The sequence below is a fragment of the Parabacteroides sp. KHUB-01 genome, from assembly GCF_056640935.1.
Window position 1 is genome coordinate 1,845,528 of record NZ_CM153256.1, and the last position, 14,735, is coordinate 1,860,262.

Genomic DNA, 14,735 nt, shown 5'->3' on the forward strand with positions numbered 1-14,735 from the left:
TGAGTTTATCACTGTTAACGAACCAATTTAATACGAAAATCATATGTCAAAGTTTAATAAAGTTCAGTTTTTGCATACAGTTATTGAAACAGGAACAGGGCAACCGCATCAAAATTTGTAATCATCAGTGAAGTGTTTATCTGTGCCTCACCTTAGATTTGCAGCGGCAAACCGAAACAGAAATAGAAATGATAAATTTGCAGTGAAATGAATCCATCCAAGTATTTTTCAGAAGTTACCGATCCTCGTGTAACAGGTCGTTGTCTACATTTGTTGTCAGACATATTAATGATAGGTTTGTGTACTTACCTGACAGGCGGAACAGATTATGAGGATATGCGTCTGTTTACCTTGGAACGTGGAGAAAAACTTAAGGATATGCTTTCACTTCCTCACGGTGTACCTTCAAAAGATACGTTTGAGCGTGTGTTTCAACGCATAGACCCAACCGAATTAGAACATTGTCTTTGTAGTTATGGGAAGTCAATCCTGTCGGATTTATCAGAAAAACAGATTGTTATAGACGGGAAGAAGCAAAGTGGGACATCGCCGACCTCTCGCGGGAATAAAGGTCTGTACATTTTGAATGCCTGGGTAAGCGAGAACGAATTCTGTATATATCAGAAAAAAGTGGAAGACAAGTCCAATGAGATAACAGCCATTCCCGAAGTGTTGTCAGCCATAGATATTGAGGATGCAGTTATATCCATAGACGCTATGGGAACGCAACGTGAGGTTGTAGACTTGATACTTGAAAAGAAGGGGCATTATCTATTGTCGGTAAAAGGTAATCAGAAGTCTCTATATGAGGATATTGAATGTGCTTTTAAAGTACACGGCGGCCTTGATTCGGATACGACTGTGGAAAAAGACCATGGAAGGATAGAAGTCAGGAAATGCAGCATTCTTCCAGCCATGGAATATCTGCTTCCGGAAACCATTCAATCTTGGAAAGGACTAGGGACGATTGTAAAAATGGAATCAAGTAGGGAGATGAACGGGAAAACGGCTCTTGAAACCAGATATTATATCAGTGACGAGCAAGGATTAAGTGCGTCTTACTTTCAAAAAATAATAAGAGGACACTGGAGTATTGAGAACCAACTGCATTGGCATTTGGACGTTACTTTTAAAGAGGATGATTGCAGAGCGAGGAAAGGATATTCATCACAAAACCTGTCAGTGATTAGAAAAGTGGCTTTACATATCATCTCTGAACAAAAGGATAAGTTAAGCCTTAAAAAAAGACTTTACAAGGCAGCTTTGGATATTAACTATTTAAAAAAGTTATTGCAGTTCTGACCGGATGATCTGAATCATAAAAAAGAGGCCTCTTTTTATAAGAGACCTCTCATAAGATCTTACGAATCATAGTCGAAAGACTTTGGTTGTAAAATCGACACGTAAAAAATCCAATCGCTAAGGTTGTTTTTCATAGTTAAGGTTTTGCTATCCGCAATATCCGCTTTATTTCCCAAATAACACATTTTTTTCAGAACTATTTTAACAAACCTGTTGCAAAACATATTTTGAATGGAATTTTGGTGCGGTTGCCCTGAAACAGGAATGGTTCCTGTGTTTTTCAATAAGAATATAGATATAGCCAAAAATGTAGTAAAAGCCTGCTATGATGGTGGCGTAAGAGTTTTTGAATTTACAAACAGAGGAGACTTTGCTATAGAAGTATTCGCTTCACTGGTTAAATACGTACGTCAGGAATGTCCGGAAATGATTCTCGGCGTAGGTTCTATTACAGATGCACCAACTGCTGCTCTATTTATACAATATGGAGCAGATTTCATAGTTGGTCCGTATCTCAATCCTGACGTTGCAAAACTTTGTAACAGACGACTGGTTCCATATACTCCAGGATGCGGGTCTGTTACAGAAATTGGCATGTCGCAAGAACTTGGCTGCGACTTGGTAAAAATATTCCCTGCCGGAAACGTTGGCGGACCATCATTCGTGAAGAATGTCCTCGCACCAATGCCATGGAGCATGATAATGGCAACAGGCGCAGTTGAGCCAACAGAAGAAAACCTTACAGCATGGTTCAAATCAGGAGTAACTTGTGTGGGAATGGGTTCAAAATTATTCCCTGCTGATAAAATTGCAGGAAACGATTGGGAATATATCACAGACTTATGCAGGAAATGTCTGGAAGTAATCAAGAAAGCCCAAAACTCATAAACTTATAAACTCAAGAACTTATAAACTCAAGAACTTATAAACTTAAAATATACTATGTCAACCACAACAAAAATGACCAACTACAGATGGACTATCTGTATAATGATGTTTATTGCACTGACAATAAACTATCTGGATCGACAAGTTCTATCCCTTACTTGGGACGAATTCATAAAGCCGGAGTTCCATTGGAATGAGGCACACTATGGAGCCATAACAGCAACCTTCTCCATCGTCTATGCCATCTGCATGTTATTTGCAGGTAGAGTTGTGGACTGGATGGGAACTAAAAAAGGATATCTTCTTTCAATAGGCGTATGGTCAGCCGGAGCATGTATGCATGCATTCTGTGGCATAGCTACAGAAATGTGTGTCGGACTGGATGACAAATATCAGCTTATTGCCGCAACAGGAGATATGGCAGTTCTGATAGCAACAATCAGTATGTATTTCTTCCTAGCAGCAAGATGTGTTCTGGCAATCGGTGAATCCGGATACTTCCCGGCAGCCGTTAAAGTAACAGCCGAATATTTTCCTAAGCGAGACAGAGCATTCGCTACATCCATTTTCAATGCAGGAGCTTCAATTGGAGCACTCATAGCACCACTTTCAATACCATTACTTGCAAAACACTGGGGATGGGAAATAGCATTCATTGTAATCGGTGTTCTTGGTTTTGTCTGGATGGGATTCTGGGTGTTTATGTACAAACCTCCTCGTGAAAGCAAATATGTAAATGCAGCAGAACTTGAATATATCGAACAAGATAAATTACTGGAAGCTGATCTTATTAAAAAAGAGAATGAAGAGAAAGAGGAATCTATTTCTATATGGCAATGCTTCAAATACAAACAGGCTTGGGCTTTCATTATGGGTAAGTTCTGTACAGACCATGTATGGTGGTTCTTCCTGTTCTGGACACCTTCATACCTGAACACTCAGTTTGGAATAAAAACATCAGACCCACTTGGTATGGCCTTGATATTTACCATGTATGCCATAACAATGCTTTCCATTTACGGAGGTAAACTCCCGACAATCCTTATCAACAGAAGCGGTTCAAATCCGTACGAAGCACGTATGAAAGCTATGCTCATGTTTGCATTCGTTCCAATCGTTGTTCTTTTCGCACAACCATTAGGCACTGTTTCACCATGGTTCCCTGTAATCCTTATAGGTTTGGGATGTGCTGCACATCAATCATGGTCTGCGAATGTATATACAACTGTTAGCGATATGTTTCCAAAACGTGCGGTAGCTACAGTTACAGGAATTGGAGGTATGGCAGGTGGCCTAAGCTCAATGCTTATGCAAGCTTTTGCCGGATGGTTATTTGTATATGCAGACAAAGTTCAAATGGAATTCATGGGATTCATAGGTAAGCCAGCTGGATATTTCCTTATTTTCTGTATCTGTTCTGTTTCCTACCTTATTGGATGGGTTATAATGAAGACTTTGGTACCTAGATATAAGATTATACAATAATAAATATCATTATAATAAGAGTAATGAAATGTCAATAGTATATTTCATTACTCTTTTCTATAAAATTTTTTGCATAATTATTATGGACAATCTAAAATATGAGAATTATAAAGGACAAATTATTTCTGTCCTAACATATCTGGACCATATAATAACTTTAGATTGGACAGGTAGAGACAAGGAATTTAAAGATGCGACCTCTATAGATTGTCTGGCAAACATTGCACATATGTCAAAACGTAATTTACAAATTATGTTTCAATCCTATGTAAATGAAACTCTAGGCTCATATAAAAATAGACTAAGACTGGAATATGCTCAATCTCTACTCAAAGAGGGAAATATGAACATAACTGAAATATCAGATATGATAGGCTATGCCAATACACCTGCATTCAATAACGAATTCAAAAAGCTTTATCATATGTCTCCTACCCAAAAGAAGGTATATCTTCAAAATAAAATAAAATCATACTCACCTAATAAATTACCTTATCGTATAGAATACTTAAAAGAAACAAAAGTCATTTATTTATCTTTCACAGGAGATTATAAACTAACCTCTTTCTCGCAATTTGAAGAAAAAAGCTGGGATAAATTAGAATTATTTGCATATAAGAATAATATTATAAATAATAACGAATATTGGGGCATAGCCTTTGATGATACCGATATCACCGAAGAAGATAAATGCCGTTTTTACGCTGCATTATCAGTTGACAATGATAAAATTGTAAAAATACCTGTTACAGAAGAAATAAAATCAATGAATCTCCCTTATGGCAAATATGCAGTATTTACTCATAAAGGAGACTACAATAAATTGGATAAGTTTTATGATTCTATATTATGCTCCATAGACTTTGAGCTGGGAAATACTCCAATATTGGAGAAATACCTTAACTCTCCAAAGAATACCTCTAAAAAAGATTTAATCACAGAGATTTGGCTCCCTTTATTACACGCTCACATTTCCCAAGATAAGACTTAAGAAATTTATCTTCAAGAGCTTCAGGGTCAAAATCCACTGTAAATCGATAAGGTTTTGCCATAAATTTTTCAAAATCACCATAATCTATATTTGCCATTTTTGATCTACCATTCAGTTCTTTGAATTTCTTGCTTTTATCTTTAAAATTCAAATATCTGGCTGAAGATACCGGCACAATATGATTTCTATTTTCCCTTTTTTCAATATACGGATATTGCTTCACTTGTTTTTCTATAGCTGAAAACTTATCAAAAAGCTCATAACAGCATTTAAGTGGTCCTGTTATATATTCGTCTTTTCCATTTATTATCTTTTTCAAAGATCGAATCAAAATACCACCATATAATAAAGGATTATTATCTTTATCAGAATAAGAATTATGATTAGGTTTAGGACTAGAATTAAAACATAAATCTAATCCGCTTGAATGAAAATACCAATCACCAGAATCAGCACTTCTAGGATAAGTAATAATATCATAATGACCCTCACAATAAAGATAAAATTCTATTTCCTGGAATTCATAAGTTATACCACTTTTTACAATACAATAGTTATTAAACAAAATATCTGCAATTACAGCAAATCGTTTCGCGATACTTTCTTCACTTAAACCGATAAACTTACTAATGTCCAGAATCTCTTTTAAGTTTTCCATACGAGTATTATAATTATAGTTTACGTTATATATTTTCATCAACTAAGATAGATTTTTTTTATAAAGAATATATCTTAATACAGATTTCCAGTCAGGGAACTTCTCAGACCCAAAAACTATCAATTCACCTTTAAAAGAAGATGCACCATTTACAATGCGGTCATCTATCAGATAATCTCCAATATTAAGATTTTTATGATGCGACAATATCAATCTCTTATAAGCCTTATCTCCCAAATATTTCTTTACCCAAACAAGTTTATCAGACCATGCCGAAGGATTATTCCAAGGAGCGGTTGAAAGTATATAAACATCATAATATTCTGCCAATATATCAAACGAAGTTACAGCATCCTTCATAGGTTTCATTTTAGCAAAAATACCCGGTGCCTCATCATATCTACCATTATATAATATTTTTTCTTCTTCACTAAGCATATCTATTCCCGACTGAAAATCAACCAGAACATTATCCATATCAATATAAATTATTCCTTGTTTGTTATTTCCCATAATATCAAAGTTTTAATTTAAACAAATTCTCTTTTTACCGTCCACGACAAGCAGTTAAGGCCACCACCAATTTTAACGGTACTTTTACTGAAAACTGGATAAACTTCTTTACCCGTTTTATCTTCTAATTGTTTCAATGCAATATCATCCAGTTTATTATTAAATACAGGAACAAACAACACATTTCCTACCTGCAAATAATTCAAATATGCCCAACTGGTCGACAAATGTTTATCCGTATGAAAATAAAGCTCTTCTATTTCAAACCGCCCATTCAATGAGTCAATAATTCTATTCCTCAGAGCAACATCAAAATCCAGATAATGATTAAGTAAAATCCTGTTATTTCCAATATAACGCAGCATACCGTCAGCATGTCCACATTCTTCATTTTCATCCCTTGGAATAATTATTACCTCAGTTTCAAAAAATCGCTCAAGTTTTCTCTTAAGTTTAAAAGGAGAATAAACACTATTATCCTTCACAACTTTATCTGTAACGATAACACAATCATCACATTTTATTACATTACCTCCATCTAAAATAATATCACAGTTAATTATCTTACAATCCAAATTTTTAGTACAATCTTCAGGATTAGTCATATATTCCTTTGTATCTTGAAGATAATCCGGATTAAAAACAAATTGTATGTATTTACCGTCATAAATCTGAATAGGCATAAAATCTCTAACCCATAAATCTTTGGTATTATGAATAAAACTATAATTGATATTTTTCTTCTCAAGCAAAGGTTTTAAATACTTCCAGCACTGATAATAAATTATATCTTTAGAGAAATATACATAATCCGCTTTCTCGTCTGTAACAATAGGATATAACTCTTTTAATGCCTTCAGCTTTTCCAAAGCTCTTTTGTTTTGTTCTAAATAATACTTTATCTCCTCATCTGTTAATTCTCTTAGCAGCATATTTTCTACCTCCTTTCTACCAGCGTATGATACTTTCCGAATCAGAGCAGAACTGTCATTTAATAATTCTCTATCCATAAATTTCAAACATTTTAGACAAAAGTAATGCCTCTACAATCTTGCATTCTTACTCAAAAATGCAAAACTGAACATATGGCATCCCCATACTTTTAATCTTAATTCAGTAAACCCGACAACTTGTCTCCCTCCTTTTGACATTTTGTCAACCACAATGTTTTCATAAGTTTAAAATCAGTCCCTGATTGTAAAACAACAGTTAATAATGCAGCATAAATACTGACATATTTACACTTGGCACATAGTTTGTAATATATCTAGTGGAATCGCGAAAGCGAGGGCACTAGAAAAAGAAAATAAATAAACTAATTAATAAATAGGAGGTTACAACTATGATGCCGATTAGAAGAAATTACAATCAGAACTGGTTACCAAGTATCTTTAATGATTTTTTTGACAATGATTGGACATTAAAGGTTAATACAACTTCTCCTGCTGTTAATGTCATCGAGAGTGATAAAGAATATAAGGTTGAAGTTGCCGCTCCAGGTATGAGCAAAGACGATTTCAATGTTCATTTGACTACAGACAACGAGCTTGTAATCACAATGGAAAAGAAAAACGAAGAAAACAACGACAACAAAAAATATTTGCGTCGTGAATTTTCTTACACTAAGTTCCAGCAAACTTTGGTCTTGCCTGATGATGTTGAAAAAGATCATATCAATGCATCTGTCAACAACGGTATATTAACAATTGATTTGCCTAAAAAAGAACTTAAAGATGAAGTCAAGGAAAACAAGGTGATAGAAATTCACTAATCCTTGATTATTATTGCAAGTAATCGTTTTGATGTTGGATAGGAATGAATAAATTTGTACACCTCGGTAGGGCAAAACCTTACTGGGGTGTTTGTTTATAAACACATTAGACAAGGTTCCGGATACAATGCTTTATACTTTATTCCCTTGTCAACTCGTTACCTTGTCAACTATTAAAAAATAAATATTATGGCTTATATTGACTACTACAAAATTCTTGGTGTTGACAAGAACGCTTCTCAAGAGGATATCAAGAAAGCCTATCGAAAACTGGCCCACAAGTATCATCCTGACTTGAACCCGAACGACCCTGCCGCTCAAGAACGTTTCCAAGCAATCAACGAAGCCAACGAAGTATTGTCCGACCCTGAAAAGAGAAAGAAATACGACGACTACGGAGAAAACTGGAAGCATGCAGACGAGTTTGAAGCACAAAAGAACGCAGGATACGGAGGATTCGGACATTCAGGTTCAAGTTTTGATAAAGACGGAAACACCACATATTGGTTTTCTTCCGATGGTCAGCAGTTTTCAGGAAGCCACATGGGCGGTTTTTCTGATTTCTTTGAGGAATTGTTTGGTCAACATTCACGCAAAAGCAACAGAGGATTCCGAGGCCAGGACTACAAAGCCGAACTGAACCTCTCATTACGCGATGCTTATCAGACCCACAAACAGGTAATAACTGTCGGGGACAAACAATTAAGAATAACCATTCCGGCTGGTGTAAGCAACGGACAGGTTATAAAACTGAACGGTTATGGAGCACCTGGAGTGAACGGTGGTCCCGCAGGAGATTTGTATATAACTTTTGTCATAGAAGACGACCCTCAGTTCAAAAGGCTTGGCGACGATTTGTACCTCGACGTCAACGTCGACCTCTACACAGCCTTATTGGGTGGAGAACAGGTTGTAAACACTATTGACGGAAAAGTCAAACTTAAGGTAAATGCCGGAACACAGAACGGCACAAAAGTCAGACTTAAAGGAAAAGGTTTCCCTGTTTACAAGAAAGAAGGAACATTCGGCGACCTGATTGTCACCTACAACGTAAAGTTGCCGACAAACCTGACAGAACAGCAGAAAGAAATGTTCCGTAAAATACAGAGTATGAACTAAAATATGACAATTATATGCAGAATGAATTTATAGTCGTAAGAGAATATTGCGACAAATGTCATATAGAGCAGTCCTTCATTGAAATGCTTAATGACAACGGACTGATAGAAATTGTCCTGAAAGACGACGAGCCGTGTCTGCCATTCGTACAATTGCCGGATATCGAGCGCTACAGCCGTATGTATTACGACCTGTCAATAAATATGGAAGGAATTGATGCCATCCACAATTTGCTGATGAGAATAGAGTCAATGCAGGACGAAATAAGGCATTTACGTTCCAGACTGAGATTGTATGAGGATGATTATTGAAGGAGTGATATTTTGTACTGACATCACAAATGTTTACCTTTGAAAGTGATAGTCTAATACAAAACTACTCCAAAAATAAAACTGTAATTATTATGAAAAGAGTCTTCATGCTATTAAGCGTATGCCTGTCTTTGTTAACTATTGCAGATAATATTTCTGCACAAAAGAGTAAACCTCGCATAGGAATTGCCGGCATACAAATTGAAAACAGTGTGTTCATGCCTAACAGACAGTCATTAGTCGGACACGAAGTTAATATGCCAGATTACCTGAGCCCTGATTCTGCAATGGGAAAAGCAGCAACCTGGCTTCCTGCACTAATAGGACGTGGAGGAGGTCGAGGTCCTGTGACAAAAGAGTCATACGATGAATTTGTCAACAAGACTCTTGAAATAATAAAAGCAAATATGCCTTATGATGCATTTTGGTTCTACAACCACGGTGCATGCAGTGTTGAAGGAGTTGCAGACCCTGAAGGTGAATTCATGGAAAAAGTACGTAGTCTTATAGGAAACGATGCCATGGTAACAACAACAATGGATCTTCATGGTAATGTTTCATGGCTCGTAGCCCTCAACTCCGACCTTATAACAACATATCGCAAAGCACCTCACGATGATGCTCGCGAATCACACCGTCGTGGTGTTGCCAATCTACTCGAAAGACTTTCTTCAGGAAAAGGACGACCGGCTTATAAAGCATGGGTTCCTGTTCCAGTTCTTCTTTCAGGAGAATGGACCAGCACCCGTGTAGAACCAGCCAAATCCCTTTACGCAATGGTTCCAGAAGTTGAAGCAATGCCCGGAGTCATCGATGCAGGTATATGGATTGGATACGTATGGGGAGACAATCCTCGCAACCAAGGCGTTGTTATGGTTTATGGAGACGACAAAGAACAAGTTGAAAAAGGAGCAAAACGTATGGCTCAAAAATTCTGGGACGTACGCAAACAGTTCTCTCTCGAAGCTCCAGGATATTCTTTAGAGGAAAGTCTCGACCTTGCAATTGCCAGCAATAAGAAACCATTTTTCATAAGTGATATGGGCGACAATCCTGGTGGCGGAGGTTCAGGTGAAGTAACCTAGACATTGGCAAGAGTTCTGAAACGTCCAGAATTCAAATCACCCAATGGAAAAACATTGCTATACTGTTCTATTCCTGGTGAAGAATTGGTTGAAACTGCCCGAAAAGCCGGTATCGGTGCAACAGTTGAAGGTTATGTAGGAGCAATGACCGACAATTCATACGAGCCTCCTGTAAAGCTTTCAGGTATTGTAAGATACGTAAGCCCTGAGTCAGAGAAAAGCGATAAAAAATCACCTTATGGACGAGGACGGAACATTGCTATAATTCAGTCTGGCAGTATTTATGTTGTGGTAGGAACCTCATCCCCTACTCCTAATCTCAAAGACTCTGGAATTGATCCTTCAAAAATGGACATCGTAATGGTAAAACAAGGTTATCTTGTCAACCAATGGTATAATATGAAAGCTGATTGGGTTATGGCACAAACCCGTGGAGGCGTGGATCAGGATTTCAAGAAACTCCCATATAAGAATATTGTCCGCCCGATGTATCCTCTAGATCCGGACATGCCAGAGCCGGAACTGAATGTAATATTCATTCCATCGGCTAAACATTTTTATGGGAGATAAATGTATCTTTGCATCCAAATTTCAATCACCTAAATATGGAACCGTTCATTCATCTACACGTTCATACGCAATATTCCCTCCTTGACGGTCAGGCATCAATTGATGCCCTGATAGAGAAAGCATATAAGGACGGAATGCGCGCAATAGCCGTTACCGACCACGGCAATATGTTTGGTATCAAGGAGTTTTTCAACAAGGTAAATAAGAAAAACGGAAAGATACAGGGAGCTATTAAAGACATACGTAAAGAGCTCAAAGCTTTCGACGGAAAAGATGAACTGACAGATGAAGAACGGAACCAAAAGGAAGAACTTCTCAAAAAGCTGTCCGATACGGAAAAAGACCTGTTCAAACCGATTATCGGCTGTGAATGCTATTGTGCCCGCAACGGTCGTCACAACAAGGAAAACAAAGAAGACCGAAGTGGATGGCACCTCATCGTTCTTGCTAAAAGTCTTAAAGGTTATCACAACCTCATAAAAATGGTTTCCCTCTCATGGACCGAGGGGTTCTATGGCCGCCCACGTATCGACAAGGAACTTCTGGAGAAATACCACGAAGACCTTATCGTATGCTCGGCATGTCTCGGTGGTGAAGTACCACAGAAGATTATGGCAGGAAATATCAAAGCTGCCGAAGAAACTATTCTTTGGTTCAAAAGTATTTTCGGTGAAGACTATTATCTGGAACTTCAGCGTCACGAGACTCACCGTCCAGATGCCGAACAGAGCACATATCAGCATCAGGTAGAAGTAAACAAGGTCATAGTGGAACTTGCCCGCAAGCATCAGGTGAAAATCATCGCCACAAACGACGTGCATTTCACCAACGAGGAAGATGCCGACGCGCACGACCGACTCATCTGCCTCAGCACAGGCAAAGACCTCAACGACCCAACCCGCATGCGCTACACCAAACAGGAATGGATGAAAACAACTGCCGAGATGAATCAGGTATTTCACGACCTGCCGGAAGCCCTCAGCAACACCCTTGAGATTGCTGACAAGGTAAGCTTCTATTCTATCGACAGTGGTCCTATCATGCCAACCTTCGCCATCCCTGAAGATTTCGGCACAGAAGAGGAATACAGAAAGAAATTCACCGAAAAAGACCTGTTCGACGAATTCACCCGTGATGAAAACGGAAATGTTGTCCTCAGTGAAGAAGCAGCAAACGACAAGATAAAGAAACTCGGAGGCTACGACAAACTCTACCGTATCAAACTAGAAGCCGACTATCTTGCAAAGATTACCTACGAAGGAGCAAAACCTCTCTACGGCGAAGTGTTGAGCGACGAAGTAAAGGAACGACTCAACTTCGAGCTCCACATCATGAAGACAATGGGTTTCCCTGGCTACTTCCTTATCGTGCAGGACTTCATCAAGGCAGCACGCGAAGAGCTGGGCGTTTCCGTTGGTCCGGGCCGTGGTTCAGCCGCAGGTTCGGCTGTAGCATATTGCCTTGGTATAACAAAGATTGACCCCATAAAATATGACTTGCTGTTCGAGCGTTTCCTTAACCCGGACCGTATCTCACTTCCCGATATCGATACCGACTTCGATGACGATGGTCGTGGCGAAGTTCTCCGCTGGGTAACTGAGAAATACGGAGCCGAACGTGTAGCTCATATCATCACATACGGTACAATGGCAACCAAGTCTGCAATCAAGGACGTAGCACGCGTACAGAAACTGCCGCTTGCCGAATCCAACAGACTGGCAAAACTTGTTCCGGATAAAATTCCGGATATGAAAAAGTTCAAGCTAAAGGATGCCATCGAATACGTACCCGAACTGAAAGCCGCAGCGACAGGCAGCGACCCACTTGCCCGCGACACCCTGAAGTATGCCCAGATGTTGGAAGGCAACGTGCGCAACACAGGTGTTCACGCCTGCGGTGTCATCATCGGACGATACGACATATCAGATGTAGTTCCCGTCAGTACCGCCAAAGACAAGGATACTGGCGAGGAAATGCTTGTTACCCAATATGAAGGTTCAGTAATCGAAGAAACCGGACTTATCAAAATGGACTTCCTTGGTCTGAAAACATTGTCCATCATCAAGGAAGCAGTCGAAAATATCAGGCTCACCACAGGTGAAAACCTTGATATTGACCATATCAGTCTTGAAGACGAAAAAACATACAAACTATATTGCGACGGACGAACAACCGGTACGTTCCAGTTCGAGTCCGCCGGCATGCAAAAATATCTTCGCGAACTCCAGCCGTCAAAGTTCGAGGACCTTATTGCCATGAACGCCCTTTATCGTCCGGGACCTATGGATTATATCCCGTCGTTCATCAAGCGTAAACATGGCGATGAAGAAATCAAGTATGATATTCCGGTAATGGAACGTTACCTGAAAGATACCTACGGCATCACCGTATATCAGGAGCAGGTCATGCTTCTGTCCCGTTTGCTTGCAAACTTCACCCGTGGTGAAAGTGACGCCTTGCGTAAGGCAATGGGTAAGAAGCTTATCGACAAGATGAACGCCTTGAAGGAAAAATTCATGAAAGGCGGAGGCGCCAACGGCTACGACGAAAAGACACTCAACAAGATTTGGGCAGACTGGGAAAAGTTCGCCTCATACGCTTTCAACAAGAGTCACGCGACTTGCTATTCATGGGTAGCCTACCAGACAGCATATCTGAAAGCAAACTACCCGTCGGAATATATGGCAGCCGTACTCAGCCGAAGCTTGTCCAACATATCCGATATCACAAAGTTCATGGACGAATGTCGCTCCATGGGAATAATGGTTCTTGGTCCGGATGTAAACGAATCAATACTGAAGTTCAGTGTAAACAAAAAGAAAAACATCCGTTTCGGTCTTGGCGCAATCAAAGGTGTTGGTGAAAGTGCCGTCGAAAACATAATTGCCGAACGTAACAAGAACGGAGCCTACAAAGACATATTCGACTTTGTTGAAAGAGTAAACCTCTCCTCCTGCAACAAGAAGAACATCGAATCTCTTGCCCTTGCCGGAGCATTCGACAATATGGGAATCCAGCGCGAACAGTTCTTTGCCGAAACAGGAAAAGGAGAACAGTTCATCGACATCCTTGTAAGATACGGAAACAAATATCAGACAGATAAGTCAACAGCCACAAATTCCCTGTTTGGCGACGACAATTTCGTTGCAATAGCCAAACCCCAAATCCCAGTGGCAGAACCTTGGAGCACAATCGAAAAGCTCAACAAGGAGAAAGAACTTGTCGGCATCTATCTTTCAGCCCATCCGCTGGATGAATACCGCATAGTACTTAATTATGTCTGCAACACAGGAATGGCAGAATTCAACGAAAAAGAAAGCCTCACCGGTCGCGAAGTCCTTGCCGGCGGCATAGTTTCCGGTTTCCGTGAAGGTATGACAAAGACCGGAAAACCATATGGAATCCTCAAAGTGGACGACTTCACAGGAAGCGGCGAAATAGCCCTATTCGGTCAGAACTATATCGACTATGCAAAATACGGGCGAGAAGGAATGTATCTGCTTATAAGCGGGAAAATGGAACCCCGCCCATACAACAAAGACATCCTCGACTTCCAGATAAAGTCAATAAAATTATTGCAGGACGAAAAAGACAAAATGATTGAAAACATTTATATAACCGTTCCAATCCACAGTCTGGACGAACCGACTATAAATGAACTTTCAACAATGATAAAAACACATCCGGGCAACAGTCTGCTCTATTTCAGAGTAGTCGATGGCGAGCACAACGTTTCCCTGAATATGTTTTCTCAGAAAATCAAGGTCAACGTCACCCGCGAACTTATTGATTATCTCTCTGAAAGCGATACGTTAGATTTTAAAATTAACGCCTAAGCATTGGCTCATGAACAAAGTTTTGTTATTTTTGTTCTGGAATATAGATGAAGATGTTGAGAAGTTAAGGAGTCAAGTAGTTTTTCCGTTCCATTGGATTTGCAATCCAATGGTTATAATATCGGGATTTGTAATCCCGTGAAAAATGATGTGGATTACAAATCCACGGTTAAAGTAACCAACGGATTGCAAATCCGTTAGAACGG

The 14,735-nt window shown here is 39.2% G+C and carries 11 protein-coding genes and 1 pseudogene; 9 read left to right on the forward strand and 3 right to left on the reverse strand.

The window, feature by feature from the left end; all coding sequences use genetic code 11:
* Nucleotides 1-207 precede the first annotated feature (207 nt).
* From ACYIAR_RS08220 to ACYIAR_RS08235, 4 genes are all read left to right on the forward strand, one after another.
* Nucleotides 208-1,302 carry an ISAs1 family transposase gene (locus tag ACYIAR_RS08220; RefSeq protein WP_480329149.1) on the forward strand — a complete coding sequence of 365 codons (1,095 nt, stop codon included), beginning with the start codon at nucleotides 208-210 and terminating at the stop codon, nucleotides 1,300-1,302.
* A 231-nt stretch (nucleotides 1,303-1,533) separates the two neighbouring features.
* Nucleotides 1,534-2,190: a bifunctional 4-hydroxy-2-oxoglutarate aldolase/2-dehydro-3-deoxy-phosphogluconate aldolase gene (locus ACYIAR_RS08225; protein WP_480333384.1), complete on the forward strand. Its 657-nt coding sequence runs from the start codon at nucleotides 1,534-1,536 to the stop codon at nucleotides 2,188-2,190.
* Between the two features lie 54 nt (nucleotides 2,191-2,244).
* Complete coding sequence (locus ACYIAR_RS08230) at nucleotides 2,245-3,675, forward strand: MFS transporter (protein WP_480333386.1); 1,431 nt, start codon at nucleotides 2,245-2,247, stop codon at nucleotides 3,673-3,675.
* An 82-nt stretch (nucleotides 3,676-3,757) separates the two neighbouring features.
* On the forward strand, nucleotides 3,758-4,666 hold the full coding sequence (locus ACYIAR_RS08235; protein WP_480333388.1) for an AraC family transcriptional regulator: 909 nt from the start codon (nucleotides 3,758-3,760) through the stop codon (nucleotides 4,664-4,666).
* Here ACYIAR_RS08235 and ACYIAR_RS08240 read toward each other — a convergent pair.
* The 3 genes from ACYIAR_RS08240 to ACYIAR_RS08250 are packed head-to-tail and all read right to left on the reverse strand — an operon-like array spanning nucleotide 4,611 to nucleotide 6,847.
* The gene (locus ACYIAR_RS08240; RefSeq protein WP_480333390.1) at nucleotides 4,611-5,324 is read right to left on the reverse strand and encodes an RING finger protein; all 714 of its coding nucleotides are present in this window, start codon (nucleotides 5,322-5,324) and stop codon (nucleotides 4,611-4,613) included. The genes ACYIAR_RS08235 and ACYIAR_RS08240 overlap by 56 nt on opposite strands.
* A gap of 42 nt (nucleotides 5,325-5,366) precedes the next feature.
* Complete coding sequence (locus ACYIAR_RS08245; RefSeq protein ID WP_480333392.1) at nucleotides 5,367-5,837, reverse strand: 5' nucleotidase, NT5C type; 471 nt, start codon at nucleotides 5,835-5,837, stop codon at nucleotides 5,367-5,369.
* 17 nt (nucleotides 5,838-5,854) lie between these two features.
* On the reverse strand, nucleotides 5,855-6,847 hold the full coding sequence (locus ACYIAR_RS08250) for an agmatine deiminase family protein (protein WP_480333395.1): 993 nt from the start codon (nucleotides 6,845-6,847) through the stop codon (nucleotides 5,855-5,857).
* A gap of 332 nt (nucleotides 6,848-7,179) precedes the next feature.
* Here ACYIAR_RS08250 and ACYIAR_RS08255 point away from each other — a divergent pair, with 332 nt between their 5' ends.
* The 5 genes and pseudogenes from ACYIAR_RS08255 (at nucleotide 7,180) to dnaE (ending at nucleotide 14,529) form a co-directional block, all read left to right on the forward strand.
* Nucleotides 7,180-7,608 carry an Hsp20/alpha crystallin family protein gene (locus ACYIAR_RS08255; protein ID WP_480333397.1) on the forward strand — a complete coding sequence of 143 codons (429 nt, stop codon included), beginning with the start codon at nucleotides 7,180-7,182 and terminating at the stop codon, nucleotides 7,606-7,608.
* Between the two features lie 189 nt (nucleotides 7,609-7,797).
* Nucleotides 7,798-8,727 (forward strand): DnaJ C-terminal domain-containing protein, encoded by a 930-nt coding sequence (locus tag ACYIAR_RS08260; RefSeq protein ID WP_480333399.1) that lies wholly within the window; start codon nucleotides 7,798-7,800, stop codon nucleotides 8,725-8,727.
* 14 nt (nucleotides 8,728-8,741) lie between these two features.
* A complete protein-coding gene (locus ACYIAR_RS08265; RefSeq protein WP_480333401.1) occupies nucleotides 8,742-9,038 on the forward strand; it encodes a chaperone modulator CbpM in 297 nt (98 codons plus the stop codon).
* Nucleotides 9,039-9,130: 92 nt separating this feature from the next.
* Nucleotides 9,131-10,693: pseudogene (locus ACYIAR_RS08270) on the forward strand (M81 family metallopeptidase).
* Between the two features lie 35 nt (nucleotides 10,694-10,728).
* Nucleotides 10,729-14,529, forward strand: a complete 3,801-nt coding sequence (gene dnaE, locus ACYIAR_RS08275; RefSeq protein WP_480333403.1) for a DNA polymerase III subunit alpha — start codon at nucleotides 10,729-10,731, stop codon at nucleotides 14,527-14,529.
* Nucleotides 14,530-14,735 lie beyond the last annotated feature (206 nt).

Excerpts from the sequence above, each read along its gene's own strand:
- ACYIAR_RS08220 (WP_480329149.1), top strand. The coding sequence starts at position 208 with ATGAATCCATCCAAGTATTTTTCAGAAGTTACCGATCCTCGTGTAACA.
- ACYIAR_RS08225 (WP_480333384.1), top strand. The coding sequence starts at position 1,534 with ATGGAATTTTGGTGCGGTTGCCCTGAAACAGGAATGGTTCCTGTGTTT.
- ACYIAR_RS08230 (WP_480333386.1), top strand. The coding sequence starts at position 2,245 with ATGTCAACCACAACAAAAATGACCAACTACAGATGGACTATCTGTATA.
- ACYIAR_RS08235 (WP_480333388.1), top strand. The coding sequence starts at position 3,758 with ATGGACAATCTAAAATATGAGAATTATAAAGGACAAATTATTTCTGTC.
- ACYIAR_RS08240 (WP_480333390.1), bottom strand. The coding sequence starts at position 5,324 with ATGGAAAACTTAAAAGAGATTCTGGACATTAGTAAGTTTATCGGTTTA.
- ACYIAR_RS08245 (WP_480333392.1), bottom strand. The coding sequence starts at position 5,837 with ATGGGAAATAACAAACAAGGAATAATTTATATTGATATGGATAATGTT.
- ACYIAR_RS08250 (WP_480333395.1), bottom strand. The coding sequence starts at position 6,847 with ATGGATAGAGAATTATTAAATGACAGTTCTGCTCTGATTCGGAAAGTA.
- ACYIAR_RS08255 (WP_480333397.1), top strand. The coding sequence starts at position 7,180 with ATGATGCCGATTAGAAGAAATTACAATCAGAACTGGTTACCAAGTATC.
- ACYIAR_RS08260 (WP_480333399.1), top strand. The coding sequence starts at position 7,798 with ATGGCTTATATTGACTACTACAAAATTCTTGGTGTTGACAAGAACGCT.
- ACYIAR_RS08265 (WP_480333401.1), top strand. The coding sequence starts at position 8,742 with ATGCAGAATGAATTTATAGTCGTAAGAGAATATTGCGACAAATGTCAT.
- dnaE (WP_480333403.1), top strand. The coding sequence starts at position 10,729 with ATGGAACCGTTCATTCATCTACACGTTCATACGCAATATTCCCTCCTT.